23 protein-coding genes are annotated in these 20,867 nt (G+C 55.1%); 15 read left to right on the top strand and 8 right to left on the bottom strand.

Annotated features, from left to right (window positions below; all coding sequences use genetic code 11):
- The first annotated feature begins 104 nt into the window (after positions 1–104).
- The 3 genes from gdhA to AC1Z3F_RS09590 all read left to right on the top strand — a co-directional run bounded on the left by gdhA (position 105) and on the right by AC1Z3F_RS09590 (position 2,166).
- The gene (gdhA, locus tag AC1Z3F_RS09600; RefSeq protein ID WP_483565613.1) at positions 105–1,448 is read left to right on the top strand and encodes an NADP-specific glutamate dehydrogenase; all 1,344 of its coding nucleotides are present in this window, start codon (positions 105–107) and stop codon (positions 1,446–1,448) included.
- Positions 1,449–1,704: 256 nt separating this feature from the next.
- The gene (locus AC1Z3F_RS09595; protein WP_131088888.1) at positions 1,705–1,929 is read left to right on the top strand and encodes a helix-turn-helix domain-containing protein; all 225 of its coding nucleotides are present in this window, start codon (positions 1,705–1,707) and stop codon (positions 1,927–1,929) included.
- A 138-nt stretch (positions 1,930–2,067) separates the two neighbouring features.
- The gene (locus AC1Z3F_RS09590) at positions 2,068–2,166 is read left to right on the top strand and encodes a 30S ribosomal protein bS22 (RefSeq protein WP_005504750.1); all 99 of its coding nucleotides are present in this window, start codon (positions 2,068–2,070) and stop codon (positions 2,164–2,166) included.
- A 101-nt stretch (positions 2,167–2,267) separates the two neighbouring features.
- Here the strand turns inward: AC1Z3F_RS09590 and AC1Z3F_RS09585 are convergent, their stop codons facing one another.
- Positions 2,268–3,074 carry an HAD family hydrolase gene (locus tag AC1Z3F_RS09585; protein WP_131088887.1) on the bottom strand — a complete coding sequence of 269 codons (807 nt, stop codon included), beginning with the start codon at positions 3,072–3,074 and terminating at the stop codon, positions 2,268–2,270.
- Positions 3,075–3,136: 62 nt separating this feature from the next.
- On the opposite strand from AC1Z3F_RS09585, the gene AC1Z3F_RS09580 reads away from it, so the two are divergent.
- Both AC1Z3F_RS09580 and AC1Z3F_RS09575 read left to right on the top strand, forming a co-directional pair.
- A complete protein-coding gene (locus tag AC1Z3F_RS09580) occupies positions 3,137–3,382 on the top strand; it encodes a glutaredoxin family protein (RefSeq protein WP_315973789.1) in 246 nt (81 codons plus the stop codon).
- Between the two features lie 66 nt (positions 3,383–3,448).
- A complete protein-coding gene (locus AC1Z3F_RS09575) occupies positions 3,449–4,084 on the top strand; it encodes a redox-sensing transcriptional repressor Rex (RefSeq protein WP_131088886.1) in 636 nt (211 codons plus the stop codon).
- 101 nt (positions 4,085–4,185) lie between these two features.
- Here AC1Z3F_RS09575 and AC1Z3F_RS09570 read toward each other — a convergent pair whose 3' ends face one another.
- Positions 4,186–4,977 (bottom strand): hypothetical protein, encoded by a 792-nt coding sequence (locus AC1Z3F_RS09570; protein WP_262199552.1) that lies wholly within the window; start codon positions 4,975–4,977, stop codon positions 4,186–4,188.
- Between the two features lie 178 nt (positions 4,978–5,155).
- Here AC1Z3F_RS09570 and AC1Z3F_RS09565 point away from each other — a divergent pair, with 178 nt between their 5' ends.
- The 5 genes from AC1Z3F_RS09565 to ccsB all read left to right on the top strand — a co-directional run bounded on the left by AC1Z3F_RS09565 (position 5,156) and on the right by ccsB (position 9,895).
- Positions 5,156–5,818, top strand: coding sequence for a histidine phosphatase family protein (locus AC1Z3F_RS09565; RefSeq protein WP_262199553.1), 663 nt, complete (start codon positions 5,156–5,158; stop codon positions 5,816–5,818).
- A gap of 4 nt (positions 5,819–5,822) precedes the next feature.
- Positions 5,823–6,446, top strand: a complete 624-nt coding sequence (locus AC1Z3F_RS09560) for a TlpA family protein disulfide reductase (protein WP_207306468.1) — start codon at positions 5,823–5,825, stop codon at positions 6,444–6,446.
- Between the two features lie 8 nt (positions 6,447–6,454).
- Positions 6,455–7,210, top strand: coding sequence for a cytochrome c biogenesis CcdA family protein (locus AC1Z3F_RS09555; RefSeq protein ID WP_131088883.1), 756 nt, complete (start codon positions 6,455–6,457; stop codon positions 7,208–7,210).
- 95 nt (positions 7,211–7,305) lie between these two features.
- Positions 7,306–8,838: a cytochrome c biogenesis protein ResB gene (gene resB, locus AC1Z3F_RS09550; protein WP_242632474.1), complete on the top strand. Its 1,533-nt coding sequence runs from the start codon at positions 7,306–7,308 to the stop codon at positions 8,836–8,838.
- Positions 8,831–9,895, top strand: a complete 1,065-nt coding sequence (gene ccsB / locus AC1Z3F_RS09545) for a c-type cytochrome biogenesis protein CcsB (RefSeq protein ID WP_131088881.1) — start codon at positions 8,831–8,833, stop codon at positions 9,893–9,895. The genes resB and ccsB overlap by 8 nt, the downstream gene beginning before the upstream one ends.
- A 279-nt stretch (positions 9,896–10,174) precedes the next feature.
- On the opposite strand, the gene AC1Z3F_RS09540 is transcribed toward ccsB, so the two are convergent.
- A complete protein-coding gene (locus AC1Z3F_RS09540; RefSeq protein ID WP_131088880.1) occupies positions 10,175–10,579 on the bottom strand; it encodes a PLD nuclease N-terminal domain-containing protein in 405 nt (134 codons plus the stop codon).
- 53 nt (positions 10,580–10,632) lie between these two features.
- On the opposite strand from AC1Z3F_RS09540, the gene AC1Z3F_RS09535 reads away from it, so the two are divergent.
- The gene (locus tag AC1Z3F_RS09535; protein WP_131088879.1) at positions 10,633–10,923 is read left to right on the top strand and encodes a DUF4229 domain-containing protein; all 291 of its coding nucleotides are present in this window, start codon (positions 10,633–10,635) and stop codon (positions 10,921–10,923) included.
- A gap of 142 nt (positions 10,924–11,065) precedes the next feature.
- Here AC1Z3F_RS09535 and AC1Z3F_RS09530 read toward each other — a convergent pair whose 3' ends face one another.
- The 4 genes from AC1Z3F_RS09530 to AC1Z3F_RS09515 all read right to left on the bottom strand — a co-directional run bounded on the left by AC1Z3F_RS09530 (position 11,066) and on the right by AC1Z3F_RS09515 (position 15,735).
- Positions 11,066–11,950, bottom strand: coding sequence for a 1,4-dihydroxy-2-naphthoate polyprenyltransferase (locus AC1Z3F_RS09530; RefSeq protein WP_262199554.1), 885 nt, complete (start codon positions 11,948–11,950; stop codon positions 11,066–11,068).
- A 75-nt stretch (positions 11,951–12,025) separates the two neighbouring features.
- Positions 12,026–13,153 (bottom strand): AMP-binding protein, encoded by a 1,128-nt coding sequence (locus tag AC1Z3F_RS09525; protein ID WP_483565612.1) that lies wholly within the window; start codon positions 13,151–13,153, stop codon positions 12,026–12,028.
- A 27-nt stretch (positions 13,154–13,180) separates the two neighbouring features.
- Complete coding sequence (locus tag AC1Z3F_RS09520) at positions 13,181–14,143, bottom strand: 1,4-dihydroxy-2-naphthoyl-CoA synthase (protein WP_131088876.1); 963 nt, start codon at positions 14,141–14,143, stop codon at positions 13,181–13,183.
- A 176-nt stretch (positions 14,144–14,319) separates the two neighbouring features.
- Complete coding sequence (locus AC1Z3F_RS09515) at positions 14,320–15,735, bottom strand: MFS transporter (protein ID WP_483566951.1); 1,416 nt, start codon at positions 15,733–15,735, stop codon at positions 14,320–14,322.
- A 360-nt stretch (positions 15,736–16,095) separates the two neighbouring features.
- On the opposite strand from AC1Z3F_RS09515, the gene AC1Z3F_RS09510 reads away from it, so the two are divergent.
- From AC1Z3F_RS09510 to AC1Z3F_RS09500, 3 genes are read left to right on the top strand one after another with little or no spacing between them, the layout of a single operon-like run.
- Positions 16,096–17,319 carry a thiolase family protein gene (locus AC1Z3F_RS09510; protein ID WP_131088875.1) on the top strand — a complete coding sequence of 408 codons (1,224 nt, stop codon included), beginning with the start codon at positions 16,096–16,098 and terminating at the stop codon, positions 17,317–17,319.
- A gap of 2 nt (positions 17,320–17,321) precedes the next feature.
- A complete protein-coding gene (locus AC1Z3F_RS09505) occupies positions 17,322–18,116 on the top strand; it encodes an enoyl-CoA hydratase/isomerase family protein (RefSeq protein ID WP_483565611.1) in 795 nt (264 codons plus the stop codon).
- Positions 18,117–18,118: 2 nt separating this feature from the next.
- A complete protein-coding gene (locus AC1Z3F_RS09500) occupies positions 18,119–18,991 on the top strand; it encodes a 3-hydroxyacyl-CoA dehydrogenase family protein (protein WP_483565610.1) in 873 nt (290 codons plus the stop codon).
- A gap of 78 nt (positions 18,992–19,069) precedes the next feature.
- Here the strand turns inward: AC1Z3F_RS09500 and AC1Z3F_RS09495 are convergent, their stop codons facing one another.
- Complete coding sequence (locus AC1Z3F_RS09495) at positions 19,070–19,972, bottom strand: serine protein kinase RIO (protein ID WP_131088872.1); 903 nt, start codon at positions 19,970–19,972, stop codon at positions 19,070–19,072.
- A gap of 139 nt (positions 19,973–20,111) precedes the next feature.
- Between AC1Z3F_RS09495 and AC1Z3F_RS09490 the strand changes: the two genes are divergently transcribed.
- Positions 20,112–20,843 carry a tyrosine-protein phosphatase gene (locus AC1Z3F_RS09490; RefSeq protein WP_483565609.1) on the top strand — a complete coding sequence of 244 codons (732 nt, stop codon included), beginning with the start codon at positions 20,112–20,114 and terminating at the stop codon, positions 20,841–20,843.
- The last annotated feature ends 24 nt before the right edge of the window (positions 20,844–20,867 follow it).

Raw genomic sequence — 20,867 nt, 5'->3', positions numbered from 1 at the left:
TTAGCTCGGTGTGTTCTCCATGACACTCTCGAAAGGGGGACAGTGTCGCCACGGGTAAGTTTCCCAGTGCGCATGTTCCTGCCCCGTTTGATGAGGAGAGAAACTTGGATACGCACTTAACAACGATTCGTGATGAAGTTTTCCGTCGTAACCCCGGAGAATCAGAATTCCACCAAGCGGTCACCGAAGTATTCGACAGCCTTGAAGCTGTATCGCTCAAACATCCCGAATATGCTGAAGCAGCGATCCTGCAACGCTTGTGCGAACCCGAACGACAGATCATTTTCCGTGTGCCGTGGGTTGATGACCAAGGTCGAGTCCAAATCAACCGAGGCTTCCGCGTTGAGTTCAACTCCGCATTAGGCCCGTACAAGGGTGGACTGCGTTTCCACCCCTCGGTGTACCTAGGCATCGTCAAGTTCCTAGGCTTTGAACAAATCTTCAAGAATTCCCTAACCGGTATGCCTATTGGCGGCGGCAAGGGTGGGTCTGACTTTGATCCACGGGGAAAGTCCAACGGTGAAGTTATGCGCTTCTGCCAATCGCTCATGACCGAGCTGTACCGTCACATTGGCGAATACACCGATGTGCCTGCCGGTGATATTGGCGTGGGCGGCCGCGAAATCGGCTATCTCTTCGGACAGTACAAGCGCATTACCAACCGATACGAATCTGGCGTCTTGACCGGCAAAGGACTGAGCTGGGGCGGCTCGTTGGTTCGCCCGGAAGCAACCGGCTACGGGGCCGTGATCTTCACCCAAGAAATGCTCAAGACCCGCGGCCAGTCCTTCGACGGGCAACGGGTGATCATCTCGGGATCCGGCAACGTGGCCATTCACGCCATCGAGAAAGCTGCCAACCTAGGTGCCAAGGTCGTGACCGCATCGGACTCGGCCGGCTACATCGTTGACGAAGATGGCATCGACCTAGAACTGCTACGCCAGATCAAGGAAGTTGAGCGCGGACGTATTGCCGAATACGCACAACGCCGTGGAACCAGCAGGGTGCACTACGTTGAAGCTGGCAGCGTGTGGGACGTTGCTGGAACCGTCGCACTGCCCTGCGCAACGCAGAACGAGCTGGATGAAAGTGCCGCGAAGAAGATGGTGGCCGCAGGAACCATTGCTGTTGCCGAAGGCGCCAATATGCCAACAACCGCTGCTGCAACCTCACTCTTCCAAGAAGCCGGGGTGCTCTTTGGCCCAGGTAAGGCAGCCAACGCAGGTGGCGTGGCAACCTCAGCGCTGGAAATGCAACAAAACGCCAGCCGTGACTCGTGGAGTTTCGAACACACCGAGCAGCGTCTGACCGAGATCATGGTGGGCATTCACGACCGATGTGCGACAACCGCTGACGAGTACGGCATACCAGGCAATTATGTTGCCGGTGCCAACATCGCTGGCTTTGTGAAGGTAGCGGACGCCATGCTGGCCCAAGGCGTCATCTAGGGGAATCCTTTGATTACGACTCGCGTGTCACAGCCGGTTGTATTGGACCGTGGCTCGCGAATTGTCTCAATTAAGCAACAAAATTTTTGATTCAGATGCGCCCTGAAGTGTTGCGTGATGCGAAAGTTACCAAAGTGCGATTAGACTAGGACAAAGCGAACGTGAACCTGATCGCCGATGTTGATCCAAAGTCGTGTAAGTTCACCTTCGCTAGTAACGCGACGAAATAGAGATCAGCGTCAGGAGAATATCCCGCATGACGGATAGACAGAATTTTGCAGGAGCCCGTTTCATGACGGTAGCCGAAGTGGCTGACATGATGCGTGTTTCCAAAATGACGGTTTATCGGCTGATTCACGCAGGCGATCTGCCTGCCGTTCAGTTCGGTCGCTCCTATCGTGTACCGGAGAACGCTGTCGAATCCTACCTAAGTGCCGCGGCTATTGATCCGCAGCACGGTACTGGTTCATACGGCCGTTAGTCCGCACGATGGTCAGAGCATGACCGAAAAGCGGGTAATCTATTAAGGAACGTTTAACGTCCGGTCAACCTTGTCCTTTTGCTTGCGTGCAAGCAGATATTTTGGGTTGACGCATTTATTAGTTTGTGAGGAACCATTATGGGCTCTGTTATCAAGAAGCGCCGCAAGCGTATGTCCAAGAAGAAGCACCGTAAATTGCTTCGTAAGACTCGTCACCAGCGTCGCAATAAGAAGTAAATCTACTTCGAGCACTTTGCCGCTAGGCAATCATCGCCACCGATATGCAGTTGAACTGCAAACGGTGGCGATTGCTTTATCCAGAAGTAACTAACACCCTGCTAAGAGCCGGAACGGCGCAGGATAGAGCGCCTAGCGGCCCACAGCGCACCGATGACTCCGGCTGCTCGCAGGCTGAGCTTGGCGGCTCGTTGGCCGGTGCGGAAATCGTAAACTTGCCAGCCTCTGCGCTTGGCGTAGGCACGTAACCGAGCATCCGGATTGATGCACACAGGATGGCCAACGGCTTCTAGCAATGGAACGTCATTGTAGGAATCCGAGTAGGCCCAGGAACGCGAAAGTGAGATCCCGCGAGCCTTAGCCAGGGACCGAACAGCTTGCGCTTTTTCGGCTGCGTGAAGAATTGGGCTAGCCAACGCCCCGGTGTACAAACCGTCCTTACTTTCCACCACGGTGCCCAAAGCGCCGGAAAGATTGAGCCGATCCGAGATGACATTCGCCACTTCCAGGGGAGTGGCGGTGACCAGCCAGACTTCGCGACCTACATGCAGGTGCTGACGGGCAATGGCCACGGTCCCGGACCACAGCTTCGGTTCGATGAACTCGTCATAGATCTCGTTGCCGATTTGCTCAATTTCGGCCACCGGGATTCCGCGCACCATCATCAACGCACGGTCACGAATCTGATGGATGTCGCCCAAATGCTCGCCACGGGCGGCATAGCGCAGTTGTTTCAACGCGAACCATAGGATCTCGCGGAATTGGAAGAATTTGTGTTCACGGAGTTTGCGCGCCAGTAGATAAAGCGAGGCACCGCGAACCAGGGTGTTGTCCACATCAAAAAATGCGGCGACGGTACCCGATGCCGGAGCTTGAGACTGCGTGGAGTCAAATTCTGAGGAAGACATTTGATCCAGTTTATTTCATCTTAAAGTTCAAGCGTGGTTACGGCTCGTGAGATTATGGACAGGTGAGTACTTTGCATCAGATTCAACTGTTGGTTAGAAAAGACTGCCACCTTTGTCACGCCGCTCGGCAGACAGTGGCAGAAGTGACGGGCCGGTTGAATATGGAATTTTCTGAGATAGACATAGATCAGAATCCTGATCTGTTGGCAAAGCATCATGAAGAGGTTCCAGTGCTGTTCATTGACGGACAGGTCCGAGACTTCTGGACCATCGATCCACAACGGCTTGAGCGTCTGCTCACCAACTAGCAGTTGCCACAAACATGAACATGCGCGGTGCTCGCTTAGCCCATTGGAAAGTGCAGGGGAACGAAGATGTCTGAGCTTGAAGCTCGTGTCCTGCCTGAAGCCACCTTGGCTCGACTCACTCAGTACCTGCGGGCGTTGAACACTCTCGAAGCCCAAGGGCGCGAACGCACCAGCTCCGGGGTGTTGGCCAAAGAGGCTGGGGTGAACCCCTCAATCTTGCGTAAAGATCTTTCATGGCTCGGCTCCTATGGAACGCGTGGAGTCGGTTATGTCGTGCGAGAACTGGCTGAACACATCAGTCGGACCTTGGGGCTGAACCAAGACTGGAAAGTAGCGATTGTCGGTGCCGGTAACCTGGGCCGCGCGTTGAGCGGATACGCGGGTTTCACTTCGCGTGGCTTCAACGTCAAAGCCATTTTGGATGTTGACCCTGCCCTAATCGGTGACAAAGTCGGTGAACTGACCGTTGAGTCAATAGCTGATCTTGCCCAAGTAGTAGCCCGCGAAGAAATCAATATTGCGGTGCTAGCGGTCCCTGGTGATGCTGCTCAAGATCTCGTTTACGTACTTGCTGAAAATTCCGTGCGATCGGTGCTGTCTTTTGCCCCGAAACCTTTAAAGGTTCCAACCGGCATGAACCTACGCCGTGTTGATCTGTCGACAGAATTACAGATTCTGGCTTATCTGGCCGTGCAAGGCTAACCAACTTTTAGCAATAAAAAAGGCGTTGCCTGTTTTTGTCAGTGATGACAAAACAGGCAACGCCTTAGCTATTTGCCCTGAAGTCAGGGCGCTACAGCTGTTTACCGGTAACCGGCGCGACGAGCCATGCGACGGGCTGCAATGTATTCGGATGATGGACGAAGCCAAGCAAAGACCACACCAGCAATGCCAAGCAATACACCAATGATGTAGACCGCGCTCAGGACACCGGCCTGGGAGTCGCCGTACATGCTGATGGCGGACACGGTTGAGAACATGCCGAACAGTGACAGTACAGCCAAGATGGTAGCGATGATGCGCATCGCGCCCACACCACGGCCTACAAAGAAGCCCACCAAGAAGTACAGAAGTACCGAGATGATGGCACCAACAATGCTGATGCCGGCCACTACCGAGCTGGCCTGTGCCATGAACGCTTCGGGGCTGTTCATCATCTGCTGCAGGGTTGGGTCGTTAGCCATTTCAGGCGAACTTTCCATCTGCGTTTTTAGTTCTGTCTCCACCGCTGCCCACTGGGAAGCAACCATGTTGGTGAACAGATTTGAGGTGGAGATCATCCAGCTAGCAATCGCACCGACAACACCCGAAAGCAGAATCAAGATAAAAGCAATCTGCAAGGTCTTTGGTCGGGTTGCTGGAGGCTGAACTGCGGCGTAGCCACCCTGGGTAGGGAACTGGTTGTAGCCAGCAGTCATCGGAGCTTGTGCGTAAGGATCTTGCCCGGCTTGCGGGTTCTGACCGTATGGGTTTTGACCGTACGGGGAAGGCTGCTGTGCATACGGGTTTTCACCGTAAGGGTTCGGATTTGAACCTTGAGCGCCGGACTCAGGATTGTAGGGCTGGCCGGGTTGATTCGGGTCGTAATTACTCATGATCCATCATCCTTTAGGGGTCAACTTGTTGTTGTGTTCAAGACTAGTACTCGGCGCTGTGAGCTACCCCATCCAAAAGGATGGTTTTTCTATATGGGAATCCCATGCATGGGCTGTGAATAGTTGATGGTGGACACAATATGACTATTTTGCACTGAACATTTGAGACACTGGAAGTATGCCTTTATCGACCGTCCATTTGTTGCGCCACGGGGAAGTTTTCAACCCTGACCGTATTCTTTACGGACGGATCCCCGGCTACGGGCTCTCCGAGCTGGGATTCAAAATGGCTGATGCGGCCGGCGAATTTTTCGCTCAGCGTCAGGCCGAGGGAGCCAAGGTGGTTCGCTTGGTTGCTTCGCCATTGATCCGTGCCCAGCAAACCGTTGCTCCCACCAGCCACGCCCTGAACCTGCCGATTCGCACTGATGACCGTGTCATCGAAGCCGGTAACAAACTTCAAGGCCTGTCCAAGGTCGCCGAGCACCTTCGTCAGCCGAAGTTCTGGCCATTGTTGGTCAACCCACTCAAGCCATCATGGGGCGAACCTTATGCGCAGCAGGTTCAGCGCATGCGTGAAGCCATGGATGCGCATCGTCGCGCTGCTGTCGCCGAACACGGCGAAGGCGCCGAAGTGATCATTGTTAGTCACCAGCTTCCTATCTGGGTCACTCGCCGAGCAGCCGAGAAGAAGCCGTTGTGGCACGACCCGCGTCAGCGCGAATGCACGCTGGCCTCGGTCACGAGCTTCGACTTTGAAGGGGACGAATTAGTCTCCGTGCGATACACCGAACCAAACCCCGAGCTACTGGCCGGCGCAGCGAATATTCCTGGAGCCTAAGCAAATGACTGATCCTGTGCCAACCCCGCGCAATCTGAGCCGACGCACCATGCTGCGTTCGTTGATGCTTACCGCCGCGATCGTTCCTTTGGCTGCCTGTGGCGCCAAGGAAGATACGTTGACTGCGCAAGCAAACAACGGCGATGGGAAAAACTACATTGCTGGCGACGGAGCTGTGCAGGAATACGTAGCATCCAAGCGCAGTGAACCAGTAGAGATCACCGCGACCACGTACCACGGCACCGACGTTGACTTCAGCAAGTGGGAAGGCAAGCCAGTAGTGATGAACTTCTGGTACGCCGCCTGTGCGCCATGCCGTATCGAAGCTCCAGATTTGAAGAAGTTGGCCAACAAGTTTGGTGACAAGGTGGAGTTCATTGGCGTCAACGTGCGTGATGAAGCGGAGGCAGCCAAGGCGTTTGAACGCACCTTTGACCTTCCTTATGAATCAATCCAAGACACCTCTGGCGATATTCAGCTAGCTATGACCAAGTACGTGCCTTTGCAAGCCGTTCCTTCCACCCTGGTCCTAGACCGCAAGGGACGAGTGCGCGCCCGCGTTATTGGTGCAGCGGATCCGGGCACTTTGAAGTCGCTGATCGATACTGCTTTGACCGAAGAGTTGTGAGCTAGGCGTTGACCTCAAATCCATTTGCCGACATCGTCCTAGACGGGTCGTTATTACTCGCGTCGCCGGTAGCGGTGTTGGCGGGATTAGTATCATTTCTTTCTCCCTGCGTTCTGCCACTGGTTCCCGGATTTCTTGGCTACGTCACCGGTCTGACCGGAGCGGATCTCAAAGAACACCGACGAGGCCGGGTAGTCCTTGGAATCTTGCTGTTTGTTCTTGGATTCTCCGTAGTTTTCATCGCAGCTGGCGTGCTGTTCAGCCAGGCGACCGCCTGGTTAAAGTTTAATGGATCTTGGGTCACCCAGATTCTGGGCATTGTCGTAATTTTTATGGGCATCGTCTTCATGGGCGGATTCTCATGGATGCAGCGTGACCGTAAGATCCATAAAAAACCACCAGCCGGGCTATGGGGTGCTCCGGTCCTGGGCCTGACCTTTGGTCTAGGCTGGGCACCGTGCATCGGCCCAACCTTGAGCGCGGTACTAATAATGTCTACCGGTGGCGGAGCCAACGTCGCACGAGGCACATTGCTCACGGCGTTCTACTGCCTAGGACTAGGGTTGCCGTTCATCCTGATAGCCCTTGGACTACAGCGCGGAATGCAGGCATTAGCGTTCTTCCGCAAACATCAGGTATTCATCATGCGTTTTGGCGGCGCAATGCTCATGGCCCTCGGCGTAGTCATGGTGACTGGCCTATGGGGCACTTGGGTGTCAGAACTGCAAAACTGGTTTGCCAATGAAGTGAGGTTGCCAATTTAATGGCGAAAAAACAACGGAAGTCCAAAGGCACCCAAGACGCACCCGCATTAGGGTTTGTCGGTACCCTGCGGTGGATCTGGACTCAACTTACATCCATGCCAACAGCGTTGTTCTTGCTGTTGCTATTGGCTGTTGCTGCTGTACCGGGATCGATTTTCCCGCAGCGTCCCTCGGGGCCAGAAAACGTCGTAGGCTACATTGACCAGCACCCGGTGGCCGGTCCATGGCTTGATCGCTTCCAGATGTTCAACGTCTATTCCTCGGTCTGGTTCTCAGCGATCTACATTCTGCTGTTCATCTCCTTGGTTGGCTGCATCATTCCGCGTGTGCGTAAGCACGCGCAAGCACTGCGTACTCCACCACCACGCACTCCGGCTCGCCTGAACCGTTTGCCGCAATATACTTCCTACGAGATTCTCGAAGGTGAGTCGGATACCCCCGATGATGACCAAATCATTGAGGACTCCTACAAGATCCTGAAAAAGCGTGGTTATCGAGTAGAACGCCGCGAGGATGCGACGGGACGTTCGGTAGCAGCAGAACGTGGTTACGTTCGTGAAATCGGCAACCTGATGTTCCACATCTCGTTGATTGGTGTGCTGGTTGCCGCCGCCGTGGGTGGGGCCTTCGGCTACACCGGACAGCGTGTGGTTGTTGAGGGGGAGACCTTCGTTAACTCGCTGGTTGCCTACGACTCGTTCACTCCGGGAACCGCGTTTAATGCTGACAAACTTCCTGGTTACTCGGTGAAACTCGATAAATTCGACATCGTCTTTGACCGTGAATCAGAGGCACATTTTGGACAGCCGCTGGACTTCACCGCGCACGTGCAGGTCCGTAAGACTGCGCAGTCAGAACCGGTAAAACAAGACCTGAAAGTGAACCATCCGCTACGTATTAATGGCGCGGATGTTTACTTGGTGGGCAACGGCTATGCACCGGTCATCACCGTGCGTGATGGTAAAGGCAACGTTTCTTACTCGGGTCCGGTAGCTTCGGTTCCGCAGGACTCCGTTTACACTTCAATCTTCGTGCTGAAGGTGCCTGACGCTAAGCCCGATCAGCTGGGCTTCCAGGGATTCCTACTTCCTACCGCGCTGGTAGATGAAAAGGGATTTGGTATCTCGGGAGATCCTAACGCGATCAACCCGCAGCTGCACCTGAACTCCTTCTACGGTGATCTAGGCCTAGACAATGGCAATCCGCAGAACGTCTTTGTGCTGGATACCGCGAAGATGAAGGCACTGAACAGTCGCGACCTCGACGCCGGTGGTATTCGTCTTGAAGCTGGCCAGACCTACGATCTTCCAGATGGCAAGGGAAGCATCACCTTTGATGACCTCAAGCGCTACGTAGCCTTGGATGTGAACTACGACCCGGGCAAGCTGCCAATTGGTATCTTTGCGGCTCTGGCTCTCATCGGACTTGGCGTCTCGCTGTTTACTCCGCGTCGTCGTGTCTGGATCAAACTGGTGCAGGTTGATGGCAAGCGTAGTATCGAATATGCGCTGTTGGCCCGTGGCGAAGACCCACGACTGGAACGCGAAGCTTCAGAACTACAAAAAATCTTTGACAAGGCTTGGCCATTGGCAAGCCAGGAGCAGAACCAAGGAGCAGTAAATGGGTAACGCTGGGGCATTATCACCAATTAATGAATCGCTGGGTGAATACAGCCAGTTGTTCATGCTGCTGGCAGCCATGGTCTATGGCGTAGTCTTCATCATCTTTGCTCTTGATTTGGCCAAGACAAACAAGTCCATTACCGAGATGGACTCTGCTGCGCTCAAGCGTGACGAAGAACTGCTCGTTGGTGCTGGCAACGTTGTTGCTGGAAGCAATCGCAAACGCCGCGGCGAAAATAGCCGAGCAGATCACATCAGTGAAGAGATCGTCTCGGACAAGATGACCTACACCAGCTTCTCGGCGAAGCGCCCCATGGCGCGCATCGCCGTAGTGCTGATGTGGCTTGCCGCTGCGCTTCACGGTTTCGCTGTGGTTTCCCGTGCTCTGGCTGCTCACCGTGTGCCATGGGGCAACATGTACGAGTTCCTCACCACCGGTGCATTCCTTGTTGCCTTGGTGTACCTGATCATTCTGATCATCAAGGACCTGCGCTTCATGGGTTCGTTCATCTCTGGTCTGGTCACCTTGATGCTGTGTGCAGCTACCATCGGTTTCCCTACTCCAGTAGGTCACCTGGTGCCAGCGTTACAGTCGCCATGGATCGTCATCCACGTTTCCATTGCAGTGCTTTCCTCTTCACTGTTTGCCATTAGCTTCGCCATGAACGTTTTGCAGTTGCTGCAGCACTCGCGCATGAACCGTTTGGCTTCAGGTCTTAGCGACAAGTTGCCATTCATGCGCGTAGTACCTGGCGCAGGTGCACTGGAGAACTTCGCCTACCGCATCAACACCATCGCGTTTGTCATGTGGACCTTCACCGTGATGGCTGGCGCCATCTGGGCCGAAGCAGCGTGGGGACGCTACTGGGGCTGGGATCCAAAGGAAGTCTGGTCCTTCGTGATCTGGGTTGTCTACGCAGGCTACCTGCACGCCCGCGCTACCGGTGGCTGGACCGGCCCACGTTCAGCATGGCTGTCGATTATCGGCTTCCTCTGCGTGGTCTTCAACTTCACCATCGTGAACATCTTCTTCAACGGACTACACTCCTACGCGGGCGTCTAGACCCCGCAGCAATACACAAACGGCGAGCGACACCCATCAGGGGTATTGCTCGCCGTTTGTCGTTGGCGGATCATTCTGGGCCTTGAAGGGCGCTGGGCTCGGCACCTTGTTCCCAACTGATCTGAGCTACCCAACTGATCCACGCTACTCATCTCAGACCACGCCAGCCGAGCAACAGGTACAACAAAGCCCCGGCCTCCGTGAGCGCCACGCGAGGGCGCGGTAACGGAAATGTCGGGGCTTGTGTTCTACGGGCCGTGAGTAGGCCGCTACTGGCTTCTAGGACTTGGTGTCCGGTGAATCAGTGTCGGTGTCTTCTGATTTAGCCGGTGGTTCAGGATTAGTATTCTTTTGAATCTTGCCCTGATCTTTGAGTTCTTGCTCACGAGCCTTAGTATCTGCTTCGCGTTGTTGCTGTCGGCGCCAGACTTCTAGCTGACGCAAAAAGTCCTCATCATCATCGGGGGCAGTTTGTTGCCCTGCTGGTTGGTTTGCCGAGCTTTGAGGTCGTCCAAGAACGAACCACAATACGGCACCGATCAGCGGTAAGAGGATGATCACTACGAACCATGCGGGCTTCGGCAAGGAACGTATCAGATGCCTCGGCGCACGGCTGCATTCGATCAAGGTGTAGATCATCAAAGCGACCGAAACTACTGCTGCGAATATAAGGAGACGGACCATGTAATCATTCTAGTGATAATCGAGTTCACAGGTTCATCGGTAAACTTGAAGTTATGCAGTTTCTGAAATATACAGCTCTTCGCCTGGGCATCTTCTGCGCAGTGTTCCTTGGTCTTTCGTGGGGTCTGAACTGGCCTATCTTCGTTTCCGGAATCATCGGGCTGATCTTCGCGTTCGCGGTAGCCTACTTGTTCTTTAATAAACTTCGTCTAAAAGCGAACGAGGACGTGCGTAAAGCTTTTGCTAAAACCTCGGCAAGTAAGACGCAGAAGCAGCTGGACGATGAAGCTGTCGAAGATGAATTTGATGAAGATCAGCGACGCAATCACCGAACTGCAGAATAAACGTCAACATAATTTGCGTGCTCGGTAACTGAGTTCTTAACTCCAGTGACCTTTTGAGCAGAAAAAAGTCTTGGCTCATCATTTCCCGCGAGGGCAGTGATGAGCCAAGGCTTTGGTGATTAAGCGCTAAATACCCGGTGGGCTAGAACCAAGTCTGCAAGATAATGGCCAGCGCAAAGAGCAAGGCATAGACCATGTTCAGCATGCCGGTCTGCTTGAGAACCTTAACCAGCTTGGGAAGCTCGTGTTCACGCAGCATCAGCAACGATGGTGCGATAGCTGGGATGAAAGTAAGCAGTAGCAACCACAGCCAAGGGAAAGTTCCGGTAGCTAGCAGTGGCAACAAGATCGCTACGGCAATCATCAACACGTAGCTCAGACGGGCATTGTGTTCGCCGAGGCGCACAGCCAAGGTAATTTTCCCAACCTCTTTATCGGTGGGGATGTCCCGAACGTTGTTGGCCATGAGTAGCGCGCAGCCAATCAAACCGGTACCAATCGCACCCAATATGGAGGTCAGTGGCAGTTCATTGATCTGAGTGAAGGTCGTACCCAGGGTCGCTACTAATCCAAAGAAGATGAAGACGTAGATATCACCAAGGCCGCGGTAGCCATAAGGATTTTTGCCACCGGTGTAGCCCCACGCAGCAAAAATGGCTGCCACGCCAACTAGCAACAACGGCCATGATGCGGAGACGACCACCAGGGTCAGGCCCGCAATAGCTGCCAGGCCAAAGCAGGCGAAGGCGAGGTTGCGTACGTTCTTCGGGGCAGTGAGTTTGGAGCCCGTAAGACGGAATGGGCCGACACGATCATCGTCAGTGCCGCGGATTCCATCGGAGTAGTCGTTGGAGTAGTTAACGCCAACCTGCAACAGCAAACCGACTATCAACGCCAGAACAAAACGGACCCAGTGAAGGGTGCCTGTTTCGCCCACTGCGGCCGCGGTGCCAATAACTACCGGGGCGATGACGATAGGCAAGGTGCGCAAACGTGCACCGGAGACCCATTGGGAAAGTGTGGCCACTTTCAGTCCTTTCGGGGCAAAAGAAAAACTCGTACCCTCTAGTTTCCCGCGAATGGGCGGGCAAGGCGAATCGAGCTAGTTGCGCGCACCGAGTTCATCAATGATCAGCTTGCGGTCGAACTTGCCGTTGGGCAGTTGCGGCAACCCGTTAGGGTAGTGCCGAACATACTTTGGCACGGCTTCTTTGCCCAAGGTTCGGCGCACCGCGTCGAAGGCTGCCTCGGTTTTGGTGGGTCCGCTGAAAGCTAAGCCAACGCTTTGACCCCACTGCGGATCAGGCACCGAAACGACCAAGGTTTGGGTGAAGAATTCTTCCAGGATGCCCTCGATCTTGGAAGCTGAGAGCTTGATGCCACCAGAGTTGATCACGTCATCCACGCGCCCAACGATGCTTAGTCGCTGGCCCTGAACAGAGCCCAAATCATCGGTAACGTACCAGCGGTGTCCATCGTGTTCTACAAAGTGCTCTGCGGTGGCCTCTGGGGAATCCACGTAGCCATCGGCCAGCATGGGGCCAGAAACCCAGATGCGAGAATCGTGTTCGGCCAGCTGCACGCCGGGCAGTGCGCTGCCGTTGTACACCAATCCACCCGAGGTCTCTGAAGACCCATAGGTTTGGAAGATCTTCAGTCCGTGGTGTCGAGCGTTGACGAGCAAGTCCTTGCTGGCGCGGGCTCCGCCGAGCAAGATGGCGTCAAAGCGTTTGAGCGCGGTCAGGGTAGCCGGATCAGTGTCATCAAGCAGGCGAGCTAGCTGGGTTGGTACCAGCGAGGTGAGGCGTCGCTTTTCAACCATCTGCTGTGCAGCCTGAGTGAACGAGGAAGCTGAAAAACTACCCGACAAATCCATGACCACAGGTTTGGTTCCGGCGAACAAGGAGCGAGTCAGCACGCTGAGCCCGGCCACATAATGCACCGGCAAAGCCAACAACCACTGGCCCTCAAATCCTAGGTACTCAGCAGTGGCCTGCGCACTTGATGCCAACGCCTCAACACTGAGCACCGTGCGCTTGGCCCGACCGGTAGAACCGGAGGTGCGCACCACCGCCATGGGTTGTTCAAAGCCGGGCAGATCCTGCTCGGTGAGGTATTCGATGCGCCAGCCTGAGTCGCTGCTTTCGTCGATGATGACTTCAACAGCCGGGCCATCGTCGTTAGCGGCGTTGGCCAGTGCCGAGAGCAGTTCCTGAAGCTGTGCGTCCATAGTGGTTCCTTGTGCCGGTGCCAGTGATTAGAAGTAGTACGGGTAGTTGGACCAGTCAGGGTCCCGCTTGCCCAAGAACGCGTCGCGTCCCTCTACGGCTTCGTCGGTCATGTAGGCCATGCGGGTAGCTTCGCCGGCAAAGACCTGCTGACCGGCCAGTCCGTCATCAGCCAAGTTGAACGCAAACTTGAGCATGCGGATGGCTTGCGGGGATTGCTTGGCGATGTCCGCTGCGTATTCCAATGCAACTTCTTCCAGACGCTCATGATCAACTGATTCATTAACCGCACCCATGCGTACCATGTCATCGGCGGAGTATTCGCGGGCAAGGAAGAAAATCTCGCGGGCAGTCTTCTGACCTACCTGGCGGGCCAGCAGCGCCGAGCCATAGCCAGCATCAAAGGAACCGACGGTGGCGTCGGTCTGCTTAAACTTGCCGTTTTCTTTGGAGGCGATGGTCAAGTCAGAAACTACGTGCAGTGAGTGTCCGCCACCCGCGGCCCAACCGTTGACCACGCACAGGACAACCTTGGGCATGGTGCGCATCAGGCGCTGTACTTCAAGAATGTGCAGGCGTCCGGCGCGGGCAGGGTCGATTGACTCGCGGGTCTCACCCTCGGCGTAGCGGTAGCCATCACGGCCACGGATGCGCTGGTCGCCACCGGAGCAGAAGGCGTGCCCGCCATCTTTGGCTGATGGTCCGTTGCCGGTGAGGATGACGGTGGCCACATCACTGGTCATACGGGCGTGATCCATAGCGCGGTAAAGCTCATCAACGGTGTGCGGGCGGAAAGCATTGCGCACCTCGGGACGGTCAAAGGCGATACGGACCGTTGGTAGGTCGCGAGTGATTTCGCCGTAGGTATTGCGCTCTACCTGACGGTGGTAGGTGACGTCGGTGAAGTCGAATCCTTCAACCACGCGCCAGCGCATTGGATCAAAGACGTCGGAAACCTTTTCGGGCAGGGCTGAGCTGTTCTGGCTATTCACCCTCTAAATGCTAGTACCTTGAACCTGTTTGCGCGGACTGTGGCGCACAAACCGATGGTTTTGAACGCAGTGAATCTCGGTGCCACAGCGAAGGGGCTTGGGAATTAGCCAAAAATTGACTGAAACCCAAGCCCCGCACGGTTGGTTGACGTTAGGCGTCTAGCGTTAGTTCTTCTTCACTGGTCCTTCTTCACCGTCACTAGAATCCCGGTGTCGTGGGCATCAGGGATCTCGGTGCCTCGTAGGGAGGCGCCCGCGGTTTCCGGCATGTACTTGATGGCGATCATGCCAATGACGCAGGCGATCATCATGTAGACCGCAGGGAAAAGTAGGAAGCCTGTGGCATCAATGGCAGCCTCATTAACGATGGCCGCGGTTCCGCCAAAGAGTGCGGTAGCAATGTTGTAGGTGACCGCAAACCCGGCGAAGCGAACATGTGAGGGGAACATGGCCGGGAACGTGGCAGTAATCGTTGCCAACTGCGGAATGTACAACAGTCCGAGTACCGCAAAGCCAACGATGGCCCAGCCAAAGCTTTGTCCCATGAGCCAGAACATTGGTACAGCCAGAACAAATAATCCAATGACCGACGTGTACCACATGGGTCGGCGGCCCACCCTGTCAGAGAGTGATCCAGCAAAGGGGATGACTGCCATCATGGCCACCTCACCGATCAAGATAGTGGCCAATGAAGCCTTGGAATCCAGACCTAACTGAGTTTCCAGATAGGTCGGCATGTAGCTGAGCAAGGTGTAATTCACGACGTTCAGTGCTATGACCAGCCCGCTCATGGTGAGCATTGGCTTCCAATAGGTCATCACTAATTCTTTGAGTGTGCTCTTCTGCTGGGTTTCTTCGGCTTCTTGCATCTCCTGGAAGACTGGGGTGTCTTCCAACTTGCTTCGCAAGTACAAACCGATCAGGCCCATCGGTAATGCGAGGAAGAACGGGATGCGCCAGCCATAAGCCATCATGGATTCTTCGCCCAGGGTGATCTGCAGCAGAAGCATGATTCCAGTGCCTAAGGCGAACCCGCCCAGTGTGCCGAACTCAAGGAATGATCCAAAGAAGCCACGTTTGCGGTCCGGGGCATATTCGGCCATGAAGGTTGCTGCGCCACCGTATTCACCGCCCGTTGAGAAGCCTTGGACCATGCGAAGCAAGACAAGCAAGATCGGTGCAAAGACACCGATGGTTTCAAAGGTTGGAAGTACACCAATCAAGAATGTCGCAAGAGACATCATAATGATGGTCAAAGCGAGGATCTTTTTGCGTCCCAGTTTGTCCCCGAGTGGACCCCAAACCAGTCCGCCCAGTGGGCGAACCAGGAAGGAGAGCGCAAAGGTGGCCAAAGCCATGAGTGTGCCGCCCTCGGAAGGGAAGAAGTGTGCGGTGATATAGGTGACGGCTACCGCATATACACCGTAGTCGAACCACTCGGTCATGTTACCCATGGCGCTGGCGGCGGTAGCTTTGCGAATTTCTTGGCGTCCGGCGGTGGTATTGATGTCAGGGCCGATGTCATGAGACAAATCGGGAGAAAAAGAATCGGCAGGTGTTGCGTGGTTGGGTTGGCTGTCATCCGGTGGCATAACTGCTCCGTTGCTCTTCAGCTTTCCGTCGACCGGACGCCCAGGGGATACCTCGTTATATTGACCCTGGGTGACGGTCCACGATCTGGGCAGGTGCCCAGAGTCGGTCAATCTCCACAGGCTACGTCAGGAGAATTCGAGATTCAATGTTTGACATGTATTTGTTTGTTTAGACGCTCTGTGAAATTTGCCAAATAGGTTCACGTTCTTGACGGCGAGTGAACCTTTCTGTGATTCTATTAGTGAACGAATGGTCGGTAAGTTTATGCGGTGGTTTGCGCCACCGCGAAAAACATCTTTCCGGACCCTGACCCCTGAGGTTCAATAAGTGGGGCTGGCCCGGAGTACAAAGGAGTATTCATGGCTGAGGCATATTTGGTGGGCGGAACCCGTACTCCTGTGGGGCGTTACGGTGGCGCGCTGAGTCCGGTACGCCCAGATGACTTGGCAGCCATCACTATTTCTCAGCTCATCAAAGCCTCAGGCATTGACCCAGCAGCGGTTGATGAAGTGATTCTTGGCAACGCCAACGGTGCAGGCGAAGAAAATCGCAACGTGGCCCGCATGGCAGCGCTCCTTGCCGGGTTGCCGGTGAGTATTCCGGGCATTACGGTCAATCGCTTGTGTGCCTCGGGGATGAGTGCCATCACCATGGCCAGCCATATGATCAAGTCCGGAGCTGCCGACATTGTGATTGCCGGCGGCGTCGAGTCCATGTCCCGCGCCCCCTGGGTAATGGAGAAGCCAGATAAAGCATTTGCCAAGCCCGGAGCCGTTTTTGACACCTCTATTGGCTGGCGTTTTACCAATCCTCAATTTCTCTCCGGTGAGCTATCCCGCGAGGGCAAAGCAACTTTCTCCATGCCAGAAACCGCCGAAGAGGTGGCCCGCGTATACGGCATCTCCCGCGAGGACTGCGACGAGTTTGCCGTACAGTCCCACGCCAAAGCCATAGCCGCCATCCAGGCGGGGCACTTCCGTGACGAGATTGTTCCGGTAATTGTTAAGCACCGCAAAGGTGAAATGGTTGTTGATACCGATGAGGGCCCACGTGAAGGGACAACTCTTGAGGTGCTCGCCGGGCTACGGCCAGTAGTAAAGGGCGGCAGCGTGGTCACCGCCGGCAATGCTTCCTCGCTCAACGATGGCGCCTCAGCAATTCTGGTCGTTTCCGAACGCGCCCTAAAAAAGTACGGGCTGAACGCCCGAGCACGCATTATCGACGGCCAGGCCGTCGGACTGGAACCAGAAATCATGGGCATGGGGCCGGTGCCGGCTACCCGCAAGGTGCTTGATCGTGCAGGGCTAAAGATCGATGAGATCGGAGCCATGGAAATCAACGAAGCGTTTGCTAGCCAGTCCTTGGCCAGTATCCGAGAACTGTCAGTAGACCCAGACATCGTGAACCGCGACGGTGGGGCTATTGCTCTGGGCCATCCGTTGGGCTCAAGCGGTTCGCGCATAGTCATTAGCCTGCTGGGCCGAATAGAACGTGAACTGGCAGGTGCTGAACGCAAACTTGGTGTGGCCACCATGTGTGTTGGCGTGGGGCAAGGTTCAGCGATCCTCTTGGAAGGTGTCTAAACATGGACAACCTGACGCAGAACTTTGACACGCTTCTCGTCACTGAAGGTGAAGATCGGCTTTGGGTTCGCCTGCACCGACCAGAGGTGCGCAATGCCATCGATCAGTTAATGGTTGATGAGCTACACACAGCGTGTTCCTACTTGGAAAAGAACCCGAAGATCTTGATCCTTGCCGGTACACCGGGCCAAGCGCCCAGCGAGGAAAATCCCAAGGGGAGCAAGGGGATCTTTGCCTCCGGTGCGGACATCTCCCAGTTACGTGAACGTCGCCGCGATGACGCCCTGGCCGGAATTAACTCCGGCATCTTCGAGCGCATCGCCAAGCTTCCCATGCCAGTCATTGCCGCTCTAGACGGATTTGCTTTAGGTGGCGGAGCTGAGTTGGCCTACGCCGCCGACTTCCGCGTCGGCACCCCCGAACTTCGAATGGGCAATCCGGAAACCAACCTTGGGATCATGGCTGCCGCCGGTGCGACCTGGCGACTCAAGGAACTCGTGGGTGAACCGCTGGCCAAAGAGATCCTCTTGGCAGGCAAAGTGCTTACCGGCCAGCAATGTCTTCAGGCTGGTCTGGTCACCGAACTGCATGAGGCGGCGGACCTTGATGCCGGCGCTGAAGCTTTGGCTGATCGGATTGCCGCCCAAGACCCGCTGGCGGTGCGCATTACCAAGTCGGTATTCCATAGCCCTCGTGAAGCCCACCCGCTCATCGATACCTTGGCCCAAGGAATGCTTTTTGAATCCCAAGCCAAATTTGATCGTATGCAAGAATTCCTTGATCGAAAGAAGAAGTAACCATGAGCGCAAGTAACACCTTGGCCGCCGGCCAACTTCCGCAACGCAGCGGAGTGCTCGGTGGCGGACGCATGGGCGCCGGTATCGCCCACGCACTATTGATTAGCGGAAGTACCGTGGTCATAGTTGAGCGCGATGATGCCTCGGCGCAGGCTGCTTTTGAGCGAGTAGCCCAGTCCGTGGACAAGTCCATCGAGCGCGGTGTGGTCAGCGAATCCAAGACCGAGCTACTGCAACGTTTTTCGGTCAGCACTGACTATCAGCAGTTCGCCAACGCTCAGCTGGTGATCGAAGCGGTTCCCGAAATCTGGGACCTCAAGGTTTCTTCCTTGCAAGCAGTTGAGCAGGTACTAGCTGCCGATGCGGTCTTGGCTTCGAATACGTCCTCCCTATCGGTGAGCGGCTTGGCCAAAGAATTAGAGCGTCCGGAAAAGTTCCTCGGACTGCACTTCTTTAATCCCGTTCCCGCGTCCACATTGATCGAAGTAGTCATCGGTGAACAAACCGATACCAGCTTGATCGAGGCCTCACGTGGTTGGGTTCAGGCCTTGGGAAAGACCGCAGTGGTGGTCAATGATGCTCCGGGTTTTGCTTCCTCACGACTGGGGGTAGCTATCGCATTGGAAGCGATGCGCATGGTTGAAGAAGGTGTCGCCAGCGCCGAAGATATCGATAACGCCATGGTGCTTGGCTATAAGCACCCGACCGGTCCACTGAAGACCACCGATATTGTCGGACTGGATGTGCGTTTAGGAATTGCCGAGTACCTGCATGAAACTCTGGGGGAGCGGTTTGCGCCACCGCAGATCCTCAAGGATTTGGTGGCTGAAGGAAAGCTGGGGCGCAAGAGCGGCCAAGGCTTCTATAGCTGGTAGGAAATATCGGCAATTGGTCACAACACTTTCAGTCCCGTCGGTCGTAGCTGACCGGCGGGACTGAACGTTTTAAGGAGCCTAGAACAGGTGGCCTAATAATGAAGCGAACAGCTCATCGGGATCATGCACATGACCCTTGGAAGCAAACCACTCGCAGAGGTTCAGGCAGTCACGATGTAAGAAGTCCATACCGTGCGGATTGCCAGCGAGGTCCACACATTGCGGGACATCGATAACAACTAAGCGCTCGCCGGAGACCAGAAGGTTGTACGCCGATAAGTCACCGTGAGCCACTCCCAGCCGCGCGAACTTCTCCAACGCATCGGTGAGTTGATCCCACAAAGCAGGTAGCCGTGGATCAAAACGCGCAAGCTGTTGAAGTCGCGGGGCTGCGGCGAACGGATCATCTGGGTCGGCAATGAACTCCATCAGGATTTCGGTGCCGTCGATCTGTACTGGGTAGGGCACCGGGATCCCTGCCTCATAACAACGCAAGAGATAGGTCCACTCGGCGTTGGACCACTGCAAAGCTGCAATGTCTCGGCCATAGGCAGAGTTATTGCGGATTGCGCGGTTATCACGGGAGCGACGTGCTGAACGGCCGTCACTATAGGCCTGCGAACGGCTAAATTGCAGGTGGTCGCGACTGCGGTAACGTTTGGCCGCCAGCAGGCTCTTGCGCTCGCCGATAGCACGTTCAAGCAAAAAGACGTCGCCTTCTTTGCCTGTCTTGAGGATGCCTAACTCGGTATCGAGGGCGCCAGCATCTTCAATGAGCCACAGTGGATAGGGCTGAGGACCTCTCAGAGCCTTCTCAACAAATGGCCACGTTGAGTAGCGTTGGCCGGCTGGTGGTTCATCGGTGAATGATTCATTCCAGACAGGCTTGTGCTTGTGGAATTTGAGTTCTGTCTCAGTGTCAGCGGATTTTGACGTGATCAGCTGTGAGCTGGTGGATGGTTCTCCAGCAGGGAAATGCATTGGGGGAAGTCCTTAAGGAAGAGGTAACTGACCGGGAATAGCGGTAAACAATCATCGTTACCCCTCCTTCAATAGACTGATTGACACTTGTCAATGACTAAGACTCTACAACAGTGAATCAATATGTTGCAATGGGTAAATGAGTCAGGAAGTGAACTATCACAAGCAGGTCGGGGACCTGGCGTGGTCAGGGGCGGTGAATGCGCGACATATCTGCGGAACTTTCTATCGCATGGGTCGCCATGAATGGCTGAGCGCTGAAGGTTGGCAGCAAATGCATGCCGATGGCGTGGCCAAGGTAATTGACCTGCGCAACCCAGCGGAGATTCATCGGCGAGAACATGACCCAGCGGTACCCGAGGCCAGTCTTGCTCGTATTGAACTAGTGAACCTGCCACTGGAAACCCCGGGCAATCAACGCTTTGAGTCCATCGCGGTTCCTTACATGAATCACACCAGTATGTATCGGTTGGTCTGCGAAGAATTTGGCAGCCAGCTACGTGAGGTCTTTGAAAATTTGGCGGATTCACAAGGGGCCACCGTCATTCATTGCTCGGCAGGACGTGATCGTTCAGGACTTATTGCGACGCTCTTGCTTGATTTGGCTGGTCAGGGAAACCAGATTCTGAAGCATGATGAACTTGCGGTGCGAGGCATTAATGAATGGCACCGGGTATCGCCCCGCAAGCACCCGTACGAGAGTTTTCGTGAGGAAGAAGAACTGCGACAGGTCATCAATGAGCGCGCGGTAGCACTGGAAAAATTCTGTACTTGGATTGGTTCAGCGCAGTCCTACCTCGAACAGCAGGGTATGGACCCGGCATTGTTGGAGCGTTTACGAATCTTGGCGACAGATGACTCATTGATCTGAGGCAGCTTAAGGTGTCCCCTGTCA

The organism is Glutamicibacter sp. MOO4 (genome assembly GCF_056934395.1).
Note: the sequence above shows the minus strand (reverse complement) of the source record. Positions and strands in the feature narration are given on the sequence as shown.